A 16,672-nucleotide genomic window follows, 5' to 3' on the forward strand; every position below is an offset into this window, starting at 1 on the left:
CGGCTGCGGCCGCGGCGCGGTCCGGCAGCGCTGCGGCCACCGCGTCCAGCGCGGTCAGCGGCGGCCCGGAGGCCGGGGCGGGGCCGGACCGGGGCGCGGCGGCGCCCGCGCCCGGGGCGGCACAGTCGGGAGCGGCAGCGGGTGGTGTGGGCACGGCGGGGCCGGGAGGCGTGTTGGGCATGGCCCGCCCCAACATAGTGCCTGGCTGCGACGTGCTCAGCAGGATGGGCGGCTGCACTGCGCCGCGTGGCCGAGATCTCCGGGATCTGCCCGGAACCTGCCGTCCCTGCCCGGAGCCCGGCAGAGCACGGCATCGGGCCGGACCCCGCCGGAGCGGGCCCGGCCGGGCGGGTCAGCGGCCCTCGAGCTCCTCGATCGCGCGGTGCGCCTGGTCGATGGCCATGTCGGTGTAGGCGTTCGGCCCGGAGTCGGAGTTGGCGATGGCGATCCGGCCGATCCGGGTGCGGGCGATCTCGGCCGGGGTCGGGCCCTCGGGCCAGAACGCGTCGCCCGGGCGCGCGTACTCGCGCGCATAGCCGTGGCCCCACCGGTTCACGGTGATCGCGAGGATGTCGCGGGCCGCGTCGAAGCCGCCGTCGCCCAGTGCGCGGTTGAGCGTCTGCCGGATGCTGCGCTCATAGGACTCGAACGAGCGCTTGAGGATCGCGTGCCGCGCCGTGATGGCGCCCTGCTTGAGCGACTTCCCGGCCGGTGTCGGGGCGCTGATCATCTGCACGATCACCGGCTCCCCGGGGTCCCGGGTGTGCTCGTAGCCGCCCATGCTCACCGGGTAGTCCAGCTGTGCGACGGCCCAGTCCCCGCCGGTGAAGCGGATGTGCCGCACGCCCAGCTCGACCCACGGCTGCCAGTTGCGCACCACCACATTGCAGTACAGCAGGGGCTGCTTGGAGCCGTCGGCGAACGCCCGGCGCTGGTCGCCGGAGGCCTCGGGGAGCAGGTACCGGCCCATCACGTGCCAGGCGGCGTGCACGACCCGGTCCGCGGTGACCCGGAGCAGCCCGCCCGGCCGGTAGTAGGTGACGAACACGCGCTCCGCTGACTCCGGCGTGCCGTCGTGCTCGATGCGCGTGCACGGCGCCTGCAGGCGGATGCGCACGTCGTGCTCTTCGCGGTCCAGCTGCGCGTAGTCGAACTCGGCCAGCACCACGCTCTCCATGTCCAGCTTGGCGCTGCCGGGCACGCTCTCCGGGATGAGGCTGTGCACCAGGAGCCGGGCGACGCTGGCGTTGCCGTCCGGGAAGTGGAAGATGTAGGGGTCGTCGTAGTCCCAGAAGCGCTTCAGCGAGAAGCAGTTGAGCGGGGAGGGCTCGGAGTCGTCGAGGCCGAGCCCGTCGAAGCCGGGAAGTCCTTCGCCCCACGCGTCCAGGGCGCCCCACGCCGAGGCCGGCACGCCCCACTCGTCGCTGGTGATGGTCTCCATGAACGCCGCGACCTCGTCGCCCATCCCGGCGATGTCGCGGATGTAGTCGGCGTAGGTGAGCTGGGCGAGCCGCTCCTGCTTCTCCGGCCCGGACAGGCCGGGCAGCCAGTCCTCCGGCTCCTCCATCAGTGCGGTGAGCTGGTCGCGGGCCTCCTGGCTCAGCGGCGCGTCCTTCAGCCACTGGGCCACCGGGGTCTCCTCCGAGGAGCGCACCGCCAGGTGGTCGGTGTCGAACTCCTCGGCGCGCAGGAAGACGGCGTCGCCCTCCTGCGCCAGCTGCCACCGGTCGTAGAAGCCCTCGTCGAAGAACTGCTCGAACCGCTCGGTCTCGATGCCGAGGCTGGTGAGCAGCCCCATCGCCGCCTCGCTGTAGATCGACGGGGTGTCGATGGACTGGGTGCCGCCGTAGCCGATCAGCACCTGGTCGCGGCCCTCTGCGGTGAACTCGTTGCGCCGCGCGTGGCCGCCGAAGTCGTCGTGGTTGTCGAGGAGGAGGATCTTCGCCTCGGGGTGGCGGTCCTTGAAGAAGCGGGCCGCTGCCAGCCCGCTGATGCCGGCGCCGACGACGACGAGGTCGTAGTGCTCGTCGAGAGCCTTGACCGAGCCGGTGTCGACGACGCTGCCCAGGCGCCCGTCGCGGATCGTGTGCGGGATGCTCAGCGCCTGCTCGGTGCTGCCGCGCATGCCCTGCATCGTCGGCGGATAGCTGGTGCCCTCCGCCGCCGGGACCGGCCGCTTCGGCCCGACCGACCAGTCGCGCTCGCCCGGCGCGCAGCCGGCGAGCGCCGCGGCCGCCGCCGCGCCGGCCGCCGCGGCGCTCGCGCCGTCGAAGAAGTCCCGGCGGCTGATCGGGCGGTCCATCCCCAGCTCGGCGTCCGAGGGCTCCTCGGCGCCGGAGCGTCGTCGCTGGTCGGGCATTGCTCTCCTCGTCCTCCGATGGCCGGCGAGGTCAGCAGAGCACGCAGCGGCGGCCGCTCGGCGGAGACCGGCGGCGGGCGGCCCGGGCTTTGCCGTTCCCGGGGGAGGCGTTGACCCGGCCCGGGGGCGGGGCCCGGCGGTCCAGCGGAGCCCGGAACGGCAGCGCCCGCGCCGCAGGGTGCGGCGCGGGCGCGCGGCGGTGCGGGGGAGCGGGTCAGGGAACCATCAGCGAGAGCCCTTCGGCGACCAGTGCGGGGCGGTCGCCGCCGTCGATCCCGACGGTGTGCTCCAGGGTGATCAGGTAGCCCTTCGCCGTCTGCTTGGCCTCGACCAGGCGGATCGTGTCCCGCACCCGCGCGCCCGCCAGGACGGGCTGCAGGAAGCGCACCTTGTTCAGGCCGTAGTTGATGCCCATCGACGGCCGCTTCTCCAGGGTGAACACCTGCGGGCCGAACAGGGGGAGCAGCGACAGCGTGAGGAACCCGTGGGCGATGGTGGTGCCGAACGGGCCCTCGGCAGCGCGCTCGGTGTCGACGTGGATCCACTGGTGGTCGCCGGTCGCCCCGGCGAACGCGTCGATCCGGTCCTGGGTGATGGCGGTCCAGTCGCTGGTGCCCAGCTCCTGGCCTGCTGCAGCGGCGAGTTCTGCGACGTCGGCGAAGGTGCGCATGGGGTCGTCGGTCCTTTCGGCCGGAAGCGTGTCCGGGCGAGCCTACCGGGGAACCGACCGTTCAGTATGGAGTGGAGGGCGGTTGCGGCGTGTGCGGCGGGTGGCGTGTGTGCCGAGCGGTGTCGGCGGTGCACCCGCCGCACGGCCGGCGAGGGGGCAGGGCGGGGCCTCCTCCTCGAGGAGAGGGGAACGCCGCGAGGGGCGTGCCAGGGCGGGAAGCAGCAGGACAGGTGCCCGCCCGCCGCGCCCCGACCGGGGCGGCCGCCCGCGCCGGTGCCAGCGGCGGTCAGGCCCGGTCCGCCTCCCGGCCGTCCTGCTGCGCCGGGCCCTGCGGCGCGGAGCGCTCCGCCCATTCGGCCAGCCGCGGCTCCGGCACGCCCAGCAGCCGGGCCGCGTCATCGTCGGCGACCCCGGCGTCGGCCAGCGCGCGCAGCGCCCGGCCGGCCGCAGCGACCGCGCGGACGCGGGCTTCTTCCGCGGCATCGAGGGCCTGCCGGGCCCGGAGCACCAGGCGGTCGCGCTGGTCATCGACGGTCGGCACCGTCATCACCCGGGCGCGCGGGGCGCCGGCGAACGCGCGCGCCTGGCGCGGTGCCGACGCCAGGTCGGGGGCCCATGTCACGCCGTGGCCGACGATCCGCAGCTCCCAGCCGTCCTGCCAGCGGCGGGCGTGCACCTGCAGCGCGCCGCCTGCGCCCGCGCCGCCTGCGCCCGCGTCGCCGCGGGCCGCGGACCGCGGCGACGCAGGCGTCTGCTTCCCGTGTGCCTGCCCCTGTACTGCACCCATGCAGCCACGCTAGGCGGGGGAGCCCCGCGGGGGTAAGGCGCGGAAGGCAAAGAGTCGGCCTGCGCCGGGTCGGCGCTTCCGGGGAGCAGAGAGCAAGCGGGGTCTGCCGCTGCTGTGCAGGTCAGCGCAGCTTCGGCGCGGCAGGGCGGGCGGCTTCGAGCACCGCGGAGTCCACCGCCCAGGCGCGCAGCGCGGCCTCGTCGACGTCGTGGCCGAGACCGGGGCCGGTCAGCGGCACCGGCACGACGCCGTCGTCGACGCGGACCGCCGGGGCGAGCGCATCGCGCTGCGGGCGCACCCCGGCGCCGGGCATCTCCGCCGGCAGCGACGCCGCCGACAGCGACGACAGCGCCACCCGCGCCGCGCGCCCCACTGCGGTCTCGCCCTCGTCGGCGAACCAGGCGTCCCAGCCGGCGTCGGCGGCGCGGTCGGCGGCGCGCCGGGCCGGCGTCGGGCCGCCCCACGCCGAGACGCGGACCCGCAGCGCCGCGCCGGCTTCGGTGCGCACCGCTTCGTCGAGCGCTTCGGGCGAAGCGGCCGAGGTGTCGAGGGCGACCGGGGTGGCAGCGGACCGGGACAGCCGCGCATGCGCGGCCAGCTCGCCGGCGGCGAACGGCTGCTCCAGGCAGAGCGGCCGGTAGTCGTCCAGCGCGTGCAGGGCGGCCAAATCCTCGCTGGACTCGGTGTAGCGGCCGCAGCCGGCGAGCTGGACGGCCAGGTTGGGGAAGCGCTCGCGGACCGCGCGGACCGGGTCGACGTCCCAGCCCGGTCCGATCTCCAGGCGCACCGCGCGGAACCCCGCGCCCACCTGCCGGTTGACCTCGGTGGCCAGCGCCTCCGGCGTGGTCTGCCGCGCGATGCGGGCGACCGCGGTCAGTGCGGTGCGGGTGCCGCCCAGCGCGTGCGCCAGCGGCGTGCCGCGGCGCCGGCTCCACAGGTCCCAGCAGGCGGCGTCGAGCGCCGCCGCGGCGGCCGGGCACGGAGCCAGATCCGCCCAGGCGTCGGGCACCTCGGTCGGCCGCCGCCATGCGTGCCGCAGCAGCGCCGGCGCAAACGACTCGGTCAGCGCGCGCCAGCCGTCCGGATCGATACCGGGCGCCTCGCCCCAGCCGGCGGTCCCGCCGGCGTCGGTGATGCGCACCAGCGCGTGCGGTACGGCGCGTCCCGTGGCGCGCCGCCCCGCCGACCCGGAGCCCCGGGAGTGCCGCGGCGGGACGCGGACGAGCAGCGCTTCGATCCGCGCGGGTCCGCCAACGGGGTCCGATCCGGTAGCTGCCACGCGCGTTCCGCCTCCACATCGATGCCGGTACCGGGGGAATGCCTCCTTCGACGGTATCCCCTCACCGGCAGACCGGCCACCGCTCCAGGAACAGCGCCGCGCCCGGCCTCCGCCGGGAACCCTGCTTGCGGGCGGGCAGCCGGGCGGTCCCCGCGGCTGCCGGCGTGCCCGCAGGTCCTGGTGGCGCCGAACCCGGCCGGTCCGCTGTTCCGGCCGGCCAGCGCAGCGCCCGGACCGTGCGCGGGCGCTGCGGGCCGTGCGGCTGCGGGGCGGCCGGAGCCCGGCCGCCCCGCGGTTCGCGGCGGCTACCCCTTGAGGACCGTGTCGGTCGAGACCGAGGGCAGGCCGTGGGCGTCGCCGACGGCCGCGTTGGTGAGCGTGCCGTCGACCGTGCTCAGCCCGGCCGCCAGCGCCGGGTCCTCGCGCAGGGCCTCCTTCCAGCCCTTGCCGGCCAGCGCGATCGCGTAGGGCAGGGTGTCCTTGGTGAGGGCGTGGGTGGAGGTGGCGGGCACCGCGCCGGGCATGTTCGCCACGCAGTAGAACACCGCGTCGTGCACGGCGAACGTCGGGTCGTCGTGCGTGGTGGGCCGCGAATCCTCGAAGCAGCCGCCCTGGTCGATCGCGATGTCGACGAGTACCGCCCCCGGCTTCATGCGGCTCACCAGCTCGTTGGAGACCAGTTTCGGCGCCTTCGCGCCCGGGATCAGCACCGCTCCGATCACCATGTCCGAAGCGAGCACCGCCCGCTCCAGCTCCAGCGCGTTGCTCGACACGGTCCGCACCCGGCCGCCGAACACCTCGTCGGCCCGGCGCAGCTTGGCCACGTTGAGGTCGAGGAGGGTGACGTCGGCGCCCAGGCCGACCGCGATGCGTGCCGCGTTCATGCCGGACACCCCGGCGCCGACTACGGTCACCGACGCCGGGCGCACCCCCGGGACGCCGCCCATGAGGACGCCGCGGCCGCCGTTGGGCCGCTCCAGGGTGGCTGCACCGACCTGCGGCGCCAGGCGGCCGGCCACCTCCGACATCGGGGCGAGCAGCGGCAGCGATCCGTCCGGCAGCTGCACGGTCTCGTAGGCCACCGAGGTGACGCCGCGCTCCAGCAGCGCATCGGTGCACGGCCGGGAGGCGGCCAGGTGCAGGTAGGTGAAGAGGGTCTGGCCGGGCTGCATCCGGCCGTACTCCTCGGCGACCGGCTCCTTGACCTTGAGGACGAGCTCGGCCCCGCCCCACACGTCGTCGGCGCGGTCGAGCAGATCGGCGCCGGCCGCCGCGTACTCCTCATCGGGGATCGCCGAGCCGAGGCCGGCGCCGCGTTCAACGGCGACCGAGTGGCCGCGTGCCGCCAGCTCATGGACGCCGGCGGGGGTGATCGCCACCCGGTACTCGTGGTTCTTGACTTCGCGGGGCACGCCGACGCGCACGGGGATCCTCCTAGCATCGCCATCGATACCCCTTCACTGTCGCGTCCCGCGCCGGTTCGCGACATCTCCAACATGGTCAGCGATGGCTGTGCATCTTGACACGGTGTAATCCCGGTGGAGTGCGCCGCCACTCCCCGGTGGCCTGCACGGGGGAGTGGCAGACCCGCCGCCCGCGCGGGCGCGCCTCCGGTGGGCTGCGTCTGCGCGGACGGTGCCGGAGGTGTTCATCGCACGGCCGGGGCGGGCCGCCGAGCACGGTCTACGGCCGCCGGGTGTAGGCGGCGCGGCCGGCCACCCAGGTGGCGAGGGTGCGTCCGGTGAGGGTGCGTCCGGCGTAGGGGCCCGGATCGGTGCCGGGCACGGGGTCCGGGGCGTCGGGGTCGAACGCGGCGAGGTCGGCGTCGGCGCCGGGCGCGATCACCCCCTTGCCCTTCAGGCCGAGCAGCCGGGCTGGCGCCGCAGACGTCCACTCGGCGATCCGGTCGAGGCCGATCCCGCGGCGGCGCGCCGCCGTCCACAGCGCCGGCAGCGTCCACGGCAGCGACGAAACCCCGGTGCCGGGCCGGTGCCCCGATCCGATGGTGCGGATCGCGCCGTCGCCGGAGAGCAGCGCCGACCACAGCGCCTCCCGGTTGGCGCCGGACCGCAGCGGCGGGCGGCACCGGAATGCGGGCGCGTCGTCCGGCACCTGTTCGGCCGGCAGGCAGAGGTAGTGCGGGCAGGTGTGCGCCGAAAGGGCGACACCGATCGCGCGCGCCGCGTCCAGCAGCGCCGCGCACTCGGCCGCGGTGAAGGGCGTGACGTGGGTGCGGGTGCCGGCCACCCGCGCCGCCGCGATGACCCGCTCCAGGCCGCGCCGCTCCGCGCGCGGCGGCCGCGAGGCGAGCAGCCGCGCGTTGCCGGGCCCGTCCGGGACCGACAGCTCGGTCGGGTCCTCGGCGTGCACCAGGATCGGCGCGCCCATCGCGGCGGCCTCCACCATCGCTTTGCGCAGCGCCGCGTCACCGATCGGCGACGCCGACCCGGCGCCGCCGTCCGACAGCGAGCAGTGGAACCCGGCGGCGCCGGCCGAGCGCAGCTCCGCCAGGTCGGCCGGGCCGCCCGCGCCGGTGACCGCGCCCAGGTGCACGAACCCGACGGGCGCGGGCGCCGCGGCAGCGAGGTGCTCCTTCAGCGCGGCCTCGCCGGTGATCTCGGTCGCCGTGCCGCGCGGGCCCGGGCCGCCCGGCGCTACCGCGATCGACGTCACGCCGCCGCGCAGCGCAGCCGAGGCGGTCGCCGCGTAGCCCTCGCGCAGCGGCTGGCCGGGCGCGTGCACCGCGACGTCGCAGTCCACCAGGCCGGGCAGCAGCGCGGTGGAGCCGAGGTCGGTCTCGCGCCGCGCCGGCAGGCGCGCGGCGTAGTCGGCCACGGCGGCGATGCGCCCGTCCCGCAGCGCGACGGCGGCCGGTGCGACACCCTCCGGCGTCACGGCCCGGCGCGTCCGGATCACCCAGTCGAAGCGCGAGTCGGGCGGCCCGCCGTACGGAGAGCGGCCGGGGCCGGATGCGATGGGGCGCCGGGGCATGGAATTCCCCCTCCACGGCGGTGCTGCGCGGCGGTGCGGTCCGATGACGGTACCGCGATTCCCGGTCAGCGGGGCGCCGTCCGCGGGTGATTCACCGATTCCGCCACCGGGGCGGCGGAACCTCCGCCGAGCAGAGCCGGAATTCCTGGCCGGTGCGCCCCTCCTGGCCGGCGGCCGGACCGCGCTGTTCAGCGGGTTTCCGGTGGAGTGCTCCGTGCCGTGCCGCCTGCGCGGCCCGGTGTTCCCGCGCTTTCGGAGCGGCGGTCGTTCCCTTCGCCGGGGGAGGTTTGCGACGATTGGCCGACGATGCGGCGCAGTGGAACCCTGCCGGATTGCGTGTGTCGGAAAAGTCGGATTGCGGGATATTCGGGGAATTCCGATTTCCGTATCCTCGGTGGCGGAAGAGAGGGGATTCAGGGAATGGTGCGGAATATTGCGGTGCCGCCCAGAGCGGCAGCGGGCCGCGCGCCGTCCGGAGCGGCCGCGGGAAGCAGGCACGGGGGCGGGGCCGGGTGCGCCGGAGCGGGCCTTACCCTGGAGCCCGGCGGTGAACGCGGATGACCGGGACCGTTCTGGCCGCGGTCGCCGCGGCGGGCCCCCTCGCTCCAGCCTCCCCCTGGCTGTGGGGCGTGCTCGGGCTCCTGGTCGGCGCGGGCGCCGCCGCGGTGGTGATCAGCCGCCTCTTCCGACCCTAGGCGCCCGTCGGGCGCCGCCCCGACCGCGACGGAGTGACGACCGTGGCTCCCCCTCAGACCCGAGCCGAGGACCCCGCCGAGGATGCGCCGGCGTCCCCAGCGCCGCGCGGTGAAGCCGCGGCGATCATCGCCGTTGCCGCGCTGGCGGTGTGCGCGGTCACCCTGATCGTCGCCCTGGTGGCCGGCGGCGCCGTCACCGCGCAGGTGATCCCCGGCCTGCCCGACGCGGGCGCGCTGACCCGCTGGGGCCTGCCGCTGTCGCGCACCCTGACCAACCTCGCCGGCGCGCTCACCGTCGGCCTGCTCCTGCTCGCCGCGGTGCTGCTGCCCTCGGCCAAGGGCGCGCTCAGCGACCAGGCCCTGGGGTACGTGCGGGCGGCCTCCTGGGCCGCGCTGGTGTGGGCCGCGGCGGCCGGCGCACGGCTGGTGTTCGAGCTGTCCAACATCCTCGGTGAAGTGCCCGCGGACGTGATCGGGAACTCGCTGACCAGCTACGCCGGCCAGATCGCCGAGGGCCGGGCGCTGATGGCCACGGTGCTGGCCGCCACCGCCGTCGCGCTGTTCGCCCGGACCGCTACGGCCGCCTGGGGCGCCCTGCTGCTGCTCGCCGGCGCGCTCGCCGGCCTGGTTCCGCCGGCGCTGACCGGCCACGCCGCCGCATCGGGCGGCCACGAGATGGCGCTCACCGGCCTCGCCCTGCACCTGCTCACGATGGCGGTGTGGGTCGGCGGCCTGGCCGCCGTCACCTTCCACGGCCTGCGCGCCGCACCGCAGGACGCCGCCGTCGCGGTCCGCCGGTTCAGCGCCATCGCACTGTGGGCGTTCATCGGCGTCGCGGTCAGCGGCGTGGCCAGCGCCCTCAGCCGGCTCTACAGCCTCGACCAGCTCTACACCACTCCGTACGGCCTGATCATGCTCGCCAAGGTGGCGCTGTTCGCGGTCCTGGGCGGTCTCGGCGCCTGGCACCGGCGCGCCACCGTCGAGGGCATCGCCAGCGGCGGCGGGCGCCGCCTGTTCGTGCGGCTGGCCGGCGTGGAGCTCGCCGTCATGGGCGCCGTCATGGGCCTGGCCACCGCGCTGAGCCGCACCGCGCCGCCGCAGGTCGACCCGTCCGACGTCGATCCGGCGACGGCCATCCTCGGCTTCCCGATCCCGCCGCCGATGAGCGTGCAGACGCTGCTCACCCTGTGGCGCCCGGACCTGTTCTTCATCCTGCTGGTGGCCGTGCTCGGCGGCCTCTACGCGGCGGGCGTGGTCCGGCTGCGGCGCCGCGGCGACAGCTGGCCGTGGAGCCGCACGGTGTTCTGGGCGCTGGGCCTCGCGGTGATCATCGCCTGCCAGCTCAGCGGGTTCGCCACCTACTCGATGGTGCTGTTCAGCGCGCACATGCTGCAGCACATGGCGATCTCCATGCTGGCGCCGATCCTGCTGGTGCTCGGCGCTCCGGCCACACTGGCCCTGCGCGCCCTCAAGCCGGCGCAGCGCCGGGGCGACCGGGGGCCGCGCGAGTGGCTCAACGTGTTCCTGCACAGCCGGTACTCGCAGGTCGTCACCCACCCGGCCGCGGCCACCGCCCTCTTCGTGCTCAGCCCCTACGCGCTGTACTTCTCGCCGCTCTTCCCGACGCTGATGAACAGCCACGTCGGGCACCTCGCGATGACGGTGCACTTCCTGCTGTCGGGCTTCCTCTTCTACTGGATCATCATCGGCGTCGACCCCGGGCCGCGGAAGGTGCCGTTCCTGCTGCGGTTCGTGCTGCTGCTGGTGGTGATGGGAATGCACGCCTTCTTCGGCATCACGATCATGATGCAGTCGGCCCCCATCGCGATGGACTACTACGGCCAGTTCGCCATCCCCTGGAGTGAGAACGTCGGCGCCGACCAGTACACCGGCGGCGGATTCGCCTGGGCCGTCGGCGAGATCCCGACCCTGCTGGTCACCCTCGCGCTGATCCGCCAGTGGGCCAGCGACGAGGAGCGCACCGAGCGCCGCCGCGAGCGCCACAGCCGCCGCGACGGCTCCGACGACGCCGACCTCGACGCCTACAACGCCTACCTCCAGGAGCTGGAGCGCCGCTCCCAGCGCAACGGCGGCTGACCGGCTCCCGCGGTGCCCCTGCACCGGCCGCGCTCCGCGGCGCCGTCTTCTGCCGCGCGCAGAAGGACTGGCGCGGCGCGGCGGTGCCGGGGTTCACTGCCGGCTATGGGGATATCTCGGGGCAGTGCAGGGACCGGGCCGCGCGGCGGAACCGGTACGCCGCGGTTCCGCTTCGGCGTAAACATGCGCGGAGCCGACCCGGCCGGCTGGCCGGCCCAGAGCCGCGAAGCCGAGCAGGCCGGGCTGGACGCCCTGCTGGCGCCGGACCACCTCGGCGCACCCGCGCCGTTCGCGATGCTCGCCGCGGCGGCCGTCGCCACCGAGCGGGTGGCGCTGGGCACCCTGGTGGCCAACAACGAGTTCTGGAACCCGGCGCTGCTCGCCCGCGAGGCCGCCACCGTGGCCCGGCTCTCCGGCGGGCGCCTCGAACTCGGCCTCGGCCTGGGCCACATGAAGTCGGAGTTCGAGGCGGCCGGCATCCCGTGGCGCGGCCACCCTGAGCGCTGCGCCGCCGTTGAGCGCACACTGGACGCCCTGCCGGCCCTCTTCGCCGAGCAGGAGCCGGTGATCGACCCGCCGCGACTGCTCATCGGCGGGCACGGCGAGCGCACCCTGGAGCTCGCCGCCCGCCGGGCCGACATCGTCGGCTTCGGCGGCCTGACGCAGCGGCGCGGGGCGCGGATGGGCGTCTTCGACATCGCCGGCCCCGACGACGTGGAGCGGCGGGTCGACTTCGTCCGCGCGAAGGCCGGCGGCCGCCTGCCCGGGCTGGAGTTCACCGTCCTCGTGCAGAGCGTGGTGCTGACCGACGACGCTGAGCGGGGCGCCGCAGCGCTGGCCGCGGAGTACGGCGCACCGGGCCTTCAGACCGCGGCCGACGTGCTGGCCTCGCCGTTTGTCCTGGTGGGGACGGTGGCCGAGATCGCCGATGAGCTGGCCGCGCACCGCGACCGGTTCGGCTTCACCTACATCACCGCGCACGGCGGCTCCCGCGACGCCCTCATCAGGGTCGCGGCGGAGGTGCGCCGCAGAGAAGGGGAGTAGCGCGGCGCCCGCGGAGGGCGCGCCGCCCGGACGGGGCGGCCTAGGTGAGTGCCGCGGCGATGCCGGCGGCGGCCAGGGCGAGGACGGCGCAGACGAGGACGCCGCCGGCCAGCAGGCCGGGGCTGAGTGCCGCACGGGGCGGTGCTGCGCGGCCGGCCCGCCGCAGGACCGCGGGGAACAGGGCGACATTGACCGCGTAGACGATCACCGCCACGGCGAAGGCCGACGCGAGCGCGGTCGGAAAGCCCCCGCTGGACAGCGCGTCGGCGGCGGCGAGTCCGGGAACGCCCAGCATCAGCGCGACCGTTGCCGCACCCAGGCCGACGCGCGCCGCCTTCCCGGGCGCGCGGCCGAGCAGGACGAGGGCGATGCCCAGCAGCGCAGCCATCATGACGGCGCCGACGAGCCCGAAGAGAACGATGTTGACCAGCCAATTCACGGCGACATTCTGTCAGCACTGCGGACGGTCCACGAACCGGGTCCGCTCCGGCGGTGCTGGCCGCCGCGGCGCCGCAGGACGGGCGGCGCCGCGGAGCAGCCAGCGTCGGGCATCGCACCGCCGCCGGCCGGTCGGAGCGCCTGGTCAGCGCCGGGGGAGCGGTGGCTCCGCGGCGAACCGGAACCGGGGGAGCCGCGCCGCCGCGGACCGGTCGAGGGCGAGCAGGGTGCTGGCCCCCGGGACGAACGCGCCCGGCCCGCGCTGCCGGAGCCGCCGCAGCCGGGCCCACCGGCGCGAATGGGTGCGGTGGCTGCGCCGGGTGACCAGCCGCCCGCGGGCCCGCTGGCCGTCGAGCGCCTCGTCCGGAGTGGCGTCGATCACGACGACGTGCACGCTGTAGCGGCGGACCCGGCAGGCGAGCGCGAGCAGGAGGCGAACCGGCCGGCGGGTGCCGCTCTCGTGCACGATCACCGGCCCTCCGCGCAGCGCCGCCGCCACCCGGACCAGGTGGAGGAGGTGCACCGTCCACCGCCACAGCGGGTAGGGCAGGCGTCCGAAGACGCGGTGGAGCCGCCGGCGGGCCTGGAGCGAGTCGACGATGCGCTCGCCGTCCGCCCCGATCGCCGTGTGCTCCTCGTGTCCGTGCAGGCCGTACATGCGCGCCAGCAGGGTGCTCTTGCCCGCGCCGGGCACCCCCGCCAGCAGGACGAACGACCGCGGCGGAAAGCCGGGTGGAACAGGCAGGTCCGCGCCGCCGGGGGCAGGGGCAGAGCGCAACGGGTCAGATATCCCAGAAGGGGACGGATGGGCATCGACGAGGACGGTCATGCCCCCATCGTGGCCACGCTGCGTAAGGGCCGCTTAAGCCACGCCGCCCTCCGCGCGCCGCCGACGCGGCGGTGGCGACCGGACAGCATGGTCATGGCGGTCTGCGCGGCGAACCGGACACCGCGATCGCTGCGCTCGTACGGAAGGACGCCCGCCGCGGCACACCCGGCACCCGGCCGGCATCCGGGGAGCCCTGCCCCGCCCGCGCGGACCGTGCAGCCGGAGCCCGGCCCGCGGCCCTGCCGCAGGGGCAGCCGCCCGGTGCGGCTGCCGCGGTACGGCAGATCTCCGCGAGGGGCGTGCCAGGGCGCCGCGCAGCAGGCCGGGTGCCCGCCCGACACGCCCTAGATCGTTGGTGGGGGTTGTTGGTGTCCTGGTCAGTGGTCGTAGGCGATCAACGACCGCTTGACCGGGGCCCCGATCAGCCAGTTGTGCCAGATCGCAGCGTTCAACGCCGCGATCCGCTGGCAAATGCGGGCCCACAGCCCGTCCGCGGTGCGCGCGGCGTGGCGCTCCAGACCGAGCTGGTTCTTCAAGGTCCAGATGACGGCTTCGATCCGCTGGCGCAACCAGGACGGGAACCACCGGGCGGGCTCGTCGCGCCGACCCTGGCGCACAAGCATATGGCCCACCTCAGCAACCGCGGACTCGATCCCGGCCCCGGCGAAGCCCTTGTCACCCACCACCACCGCCGGCCCCGGCCCCACCGGGCCGGCGTGGAGCAGGTGCAGCACCTGCTTGCGCTCATCCTGCTCCTTGGGATGGGCCAGGCTGAACGCGGTGACCGCGCCCTCGGCGGTGGTGATGGGCATCAGCTTGGCGCCCCAGTGGAAGGCATGGTGCGAGGCGTCCCTGCCATACCCGGCGATCTCACCCAGCCCGGAGCGGGTGACCGTGGTCCGCGAGGCGCCGCAGCGCACCGCGGTGCCGTCGACCAGGCGCAGCGTGTCCTGCCAGGTCGGGATCTGCCGGGCCAGCCACCGGGCCGCGCGGACCAGCAGCGGGCTCGCCTGGCGCAGGTGGCGGTTGTATTCGGACTGGCCCGGCAGGCGGGGAAACAGGCCGCCGATGCGGGCCGGTGCCAGGCGCATCCACCGGTGCTCGGAATCGCACCCCAGCAGCACCTGGGCAATGGCCGCACACACCAGTTCGGCCTCGGAGAGCAGCCGCACCGGGCCGCGCTTTCGGGGCCGGCGCTGTGAAGGGATGACGCCATCGTCGAGATGGACAGAGAGTGCGGTCAGAAGGGCGTCAAGGTCATTGGTCACACTCTGATCCTCGGCGCCCTTCGCTATGGGCCCAGGCGTTCCAACAAACCCCCATCAACGCGCTAGGGGGTCTGGTGCAGGTGGGAGCCGGCGGGGGACTTGCGGACGTGCAGGCGGGAGGGGATGCGGGCGCGGAGGTCGGCGACGTGCGAGACGACGCCGACGGCGCGGCCGCCGTCGCGCAGGCGGTCGAGCACGTCCATGACCTCCTCCAGGGTGTCCTCGTCGAGGGTGCCGAAGCCCTCGTCGACGAAGAGGGTGCCGATGTCGGTGCCGCCGGCCTCCTCGGTGGCGACGTCGGCCAGGCCCAGGGCCAGGGCCAGGGAGGCGATGAACGACTCGCCGCCGGACAGGGTGGCCGGGTCGCGCTCCTGCCCGGTCCAGGCGTCGACCGCGCGCAGACCGAGCCCGCCGCCGGAGTGCGAGCGGTCGCCCGCGGCCGCCTCGACGGTGTGCCGCAGCGCGTACCGGCCGCCCGACATCGTGGCGAGCCGGTCGTTGGCGGCGGCCACCACCTGCTCCAGGCGCGCCGCCAGTACGTAGGACGACAGCCGGACGCTGTGCTGGTTGGCCGGCGAGGTGCCGGCGGCGAGCCGGGCCAGGCCGTCGGCCACGCGGTGCCGCTCACGGGCCGGGCGCGACGCCGTCAGCAGCCGCTCCAGTTCCCCCCGCATCTCGGTGCAGCGCGCGCCGCGCTGCACCAGCCGGTCGTGCCAGGCGTGGGCGGCGTCCGCCGCCGCTTCGGTGCGGCGCAGCGCAGCCGCGGCTGCGGCGGTGTCCGGCTCCGCGCCGGCGGCGGCCGCAGCGGTCTCCGGCTCCGCCAGGACGGCGCGGGCCGCCGCCAGCGCGGTGTCGTACTCCCGCGCCTGTGCGGTGAGGGCCGACCGGGCTGCGCCGTCCCGGGCCGCCCGCCCGGCCGCGTCAGCGTCGTCGAAACCGGCCTCGGCGACCGCGCGGCGCAGTTCGCCCTCTGCCGTGCGGAGCTCCGCGGCAGCCGCGCTGCGCCGGTCCGCGGCGGCCGCGGCGCCGGCCAGCAGGTCGGCTTCGGCCTCCAGCCGGGCGGTGCGCGACGGGAGGTCGGGATCGGTGCCGCGCGCGGCATCCAGCCGCTCGGCGAGTGCGCGGGCCTCGGCGGTGCGCGCCGTTTGCCGTTCGGCCAGCTCGGCTGCTTCGCGGTCGCGCCGGGCCGCCGCGGTGCGGGCCCGCTCCAACTCGGTGTCTGCTTCCTCCAGGCGGCGGGCGAGCTGGTCGGCCTGGGCGCGGGCGGCATCCAGCTCGTCCAGCGCCGCCGTGCGGGACCGGACCAGTTCTGCGGCTGCCGCGGAGTCCAGCCCGCCGGCGCGCTCCAGCACCGCTGCGTGCTGCGCCTCGAGCCCGGCCTCGGCGCGTTCGGCGCCGGTGCGGCGGTCCCGTGCCGCGTCGGCGGCGGAGCGGGCCCGCTCCTCATCGGCCCCCGAGGGGCGGTCGGCGCCGCCCGCGGACGGTGCCGGGTGCTCGGCGGCCCCGCATACCGGGCAGGGGGCGCCCGCTTCCAGCCCGGCGGCGAGCTCGGCCGCCATGCCGTCCAGCCGACGCCGGCGCACCTCCAGAAGGGCGTCCTGGGCGGCCTGCGCGGCGTCGACCGCGGACCGGCGCGCCGCAGCAGCGCGGGCGAGCTCGGTACCGAGCCGCGCCGCGTCGGCGACCGCGGCGCTGCGCGCCCGGGCGGCCTCCAGCGCCTCCTCGGCGGCCTCCCGCGGCCCGGTCCTGGTCCGCGCCTCCGCCAGTGCGGCGGCGATCGTCGCGCGCCGCTCGGGGAGCCGGGCGGCGTGCTCGGCGACCGCGGCGCCGTCGGCCCGGGCGCGCTCCAGCGCCGCGGCGATCTGGCTGGTCTCGGTGGCGAGCGCTGCGGCGCGGTCGGCATCGCCGCGCAGGTGGGCCAGGCGGGCGATCTCGTCGCGGCGCTCGCGCTCGGCAGCGCGCAGCCGCTCGGCCCCGCTCTGCAGCGGATCGTCGGCGCCGGGCGCGGGGCCCAGCCCCGCGGCGAGCGCCCGCTGCTCGGCGGCGTCCTGCTCGGCCTTTGCCAGCTCGTCCCGGCGGGCACGGGCGGCGCCGATCACCGGAAGCACCCCTGCGGCGCGGTCGGCGGCCGCCAGCTCGGCGTCCAGCGCGGCCCGGTGCCCGCTGCGCGCGGTGAGGGCCGCGGAGCGCTCCGCCGCCTCGGCGTGCCGGCGGC

The 16,672-nt window shown here is 76.1% G+C and carries 13 protein-coding genes and 1 pseudogene; 3 read left to right on the forward strand and 11 right to left on the reverse strand.

Annotated features, from left to right (window positions below; genetic code table 11):
- The 7 genes and pseudogenes from ACYVGT_RS27075 to ACYVGT_RS27105 all read right to left on the reverse strand — a co-directional run.
- Positions 1 to 181 (reverse strand): annotated as a pseudogene (locus ACYVGT_RS27075) (cell division protein FtsZ); the annotation flags it as partial.
- 171 nt (positions 182 to 352) lie between these two features.
- Positions 353 to 2,359 carry an NAD(P)/FAD-dependent oxidoreductase gene (locus tag ACYVGT_RS27080; RefSeq protein WP_460863438.1) on the reverse strand — a complete coding sequence of 669 codons (2,007 nt, stop codon included), beginning with the start codon at positions 2,357 to 2,359 and terminating at the stop codon, positions 353 to 355.
- Positions 2,360 to 2,573: 214 nt separating this feature from the next.
- Positions 2,574 to 3,029, reverse strand: coding sequence for a MaoC family dehydratase (locus ACYVGT_RS27085; protein WP_460863440.1), 456 nt, complete (start codon positions 3,027 to 3,029; stop codon positions 2,574 to 2,576).
- A 286-nt stretch (positions 3,030 to 3,315) separates the two neighbouring features.
- Positions 3,316 to 3,816: a hypothetical protein gene (locus tag ACYVGT_RS27090; protein WP_460863443.1), complete on the reverse strand. Its 501-nt coding sequence runs from the start codon at positions 3,814 to 3,816 to the stop codon at positions 3,316 to 3,318.
- Between the two features lie 121 nt (positions 3,817 to 3,937).
- A complete protein-coding gene (locus ACYVGT_RS27095; RefSeq protein WP_460863446.1) occupies positions 3,938 to 5,095 on the reverse strand; it encodes an enolase C-terminal domain-like protein in 1,158 nt (385 codons plus the stop codon).
- A 305-nt stretch (positions 5,096 to 5,400) separates the two neighbouring features.
- Positions 5,401 to 6,519, reverse strand: coding sequence for an alanine dehydrogenase (ald, locus tag ACYVGT_RS27100; protein ID WP_460863448.1), 1,119 nt, complete (start codon positions 6,517 to 6,519; stop codon positions 5,401 to 5,403).
- 259 nt (positions 6,520 to 6,778) lie between these two features.
- Positions 6,779 to 8,086 carry an amidohydrolase family protein gene (locus ACYVGT_RS27105; protein WP_460863451.1) on the reverse strand — a complete coding sequence of 436 codons (1,308 nt, stop codon included), beginning with the start codon at positions 8,084 to 8,086 and terminating at the stop codon, positions 6,779 to 6,781.
- Positions 8,087 to 8,643: 557 nt separating this feature from the next.
- On the opposite strand from ACYVGT_RS27105, the gene ACYVGT_RS27110 reads away from it, so the two are divergent.
- The 3 genes from ACYVGT_RS27110 to ACYVGT_RS27120 all read left to right on the forward strand — a co-directional run bounded on the left by ACYVGT_RS27110 (position 8,644) and on the right by ACYVGT_RS27120 (position 11,922).
- On the forward strand, positions 8,644 to 8,781 hold the full coding sequence (locus ACYVGT_RS27110) for a hypothetical protein (protein ID WP_460863453.1): 138 nt from the start codon (positions 8,644 to 8,646) through the stop codon (positions 8,779 to 8,781).
- A gap of 42 nt (positions 8,782 to 8,823) precedes the next feature.
- Complete coding sequence (locus ACYVGT_RS27115; RefSeq protein ID WP_460863455.1) at positions 8,824 to 10,878, forward strand: cytochrome c oxidase assembly protein; 2,055 nt, start codon at positions 8,824 to 8,826, stop codon at positions 10,876 to 10,878.
- Between the two features lie 105 nt (positions 10,879 to 10,983).
- Positions 10,984 to 11,922: a TIGR03621 family F420-dependent LLM class oxidoreductase gene (locus ACYVGT_RS27120; RefSeq protein WP_460863457.1), complete on the forward strand. Its 939-nt coding sequence runs from the start codon at positions 10,984 to 10,986 to the stop codon at positions 11,920 to 11,922.
- A gap of 40 nt (positions 11,923 to 11,962) precedes the next feature.
- Here ACYVGT_RS27120 and ACYVGT_RS27125 read toward each other — a convergent pair whose 3' ends face one another.
- The 4 genes from ACYVGT_RS27125 to ACYVGT_RS27140 form a co-directional block, all read right to left on the reverse strand.
- The gene (locus tag ACYVGT_RS27125; protein WP_460863460.1) at positions 11,963 to 12,361 is read right to left on the reverse strand and encodes a hypothetical protein; all 399 of its coding nucleotides are present in this window, start codon (positions 12,359 to 12,361) and stop codon (positions 11,963 to 11,965) included.
- Between the two features lie 144 nt (positions 12,362 to 12,505).
- A complete protein-coding gene (locus ACYVGT_RS27130) occupies positions 12,506 to 13,189 on the reverse strand; it encodes an AAA family ATPase (RefSeq protein WP_460863462.1) in 684 nt (227 codons plus the stop codon).
- Positions 13,190 to 13,566: 377 nt separating this feature from the next.
- Positions 13,567 to 14,457 (reverse strand): transposase, encoded by an 891-nt coding sequence (locus tag ACYVGT_RS27135; protein ID WP_460863464.1) that lies wholly within the window; start codon positions 14,455 to 14,457, stop codon positions 13,567 to 13,569.
- 62 nt (positions 14,458 to 14,519) lie between these two features.
- On the reverse strand, positions 14,520 to 16,672 hold a 2,153-nt coding region (locus tag ACYVGT_RS27140; RefSeq protein WP_460863466.1), incomplete at its 5' end, for an SbcC/MukB-like Walker B domain-containing protein.

It is taken from the genome of Nocardiopsis coralliicola, assembly GCF_054779695.1.

Excerpts from the sequence above, each read along its gene's own strand:
- ACYVGT_RS27080 (WP_460863438.1), bottom strand. The coding sequence starts at position 2,359 with ATGCCCGACCAGCGACGACGCTCCGGCGCCGAGGAGCCCTCGGACGCC.
- ACYVGT_RS27085 (WP_460863440.1), bottom strand. The coding sequence starts at position 3,029 with ATGCGCACCTTCGCCGACGTCGCAGAACTCGCCGCTGCAGCAGGCCAG.
- ACYVGT_RS27090 (WP_460863443.1), bottom strand. The coding sequence starts at position 3,816 with ATGGGTGCAGTACAGGGGCAGGCACACGGGAAGCAGACGCCTGCGTCG.
- ACYVGT_RS27105 (WP_460863451.1), bottom strand. The coding sequence starts at position 8,086 with ATGCCCCGGCGCCCCATCGCATCCGGCCCCGGCCGCTCTCCGTACGGC.
- ACYVGT_RS27110 (WP_460863453.1), top strand. The coding sequence starts at position 8,644 with ATGACCGGGACCGTTCTGGCCGCGGTCGCCGCGGCGGGCCCCCTCGCT.
- ACYVGT_RS27120 (WP_460863457.1), top strand. The coding sequence starts at position 10,984 with ATGGGGATATCTCGGGGCAGTGCAGGGACCGGGCCGCGCGGCGGAACC.
- ACYVGT_RS27130 (WP_460863462.1), bottom strand. The coding sequence starts at position 13,189 with ATGACCGTCCTCGTCGATGCCCATCCGTCCCCTTCTGGGATATCTGAC.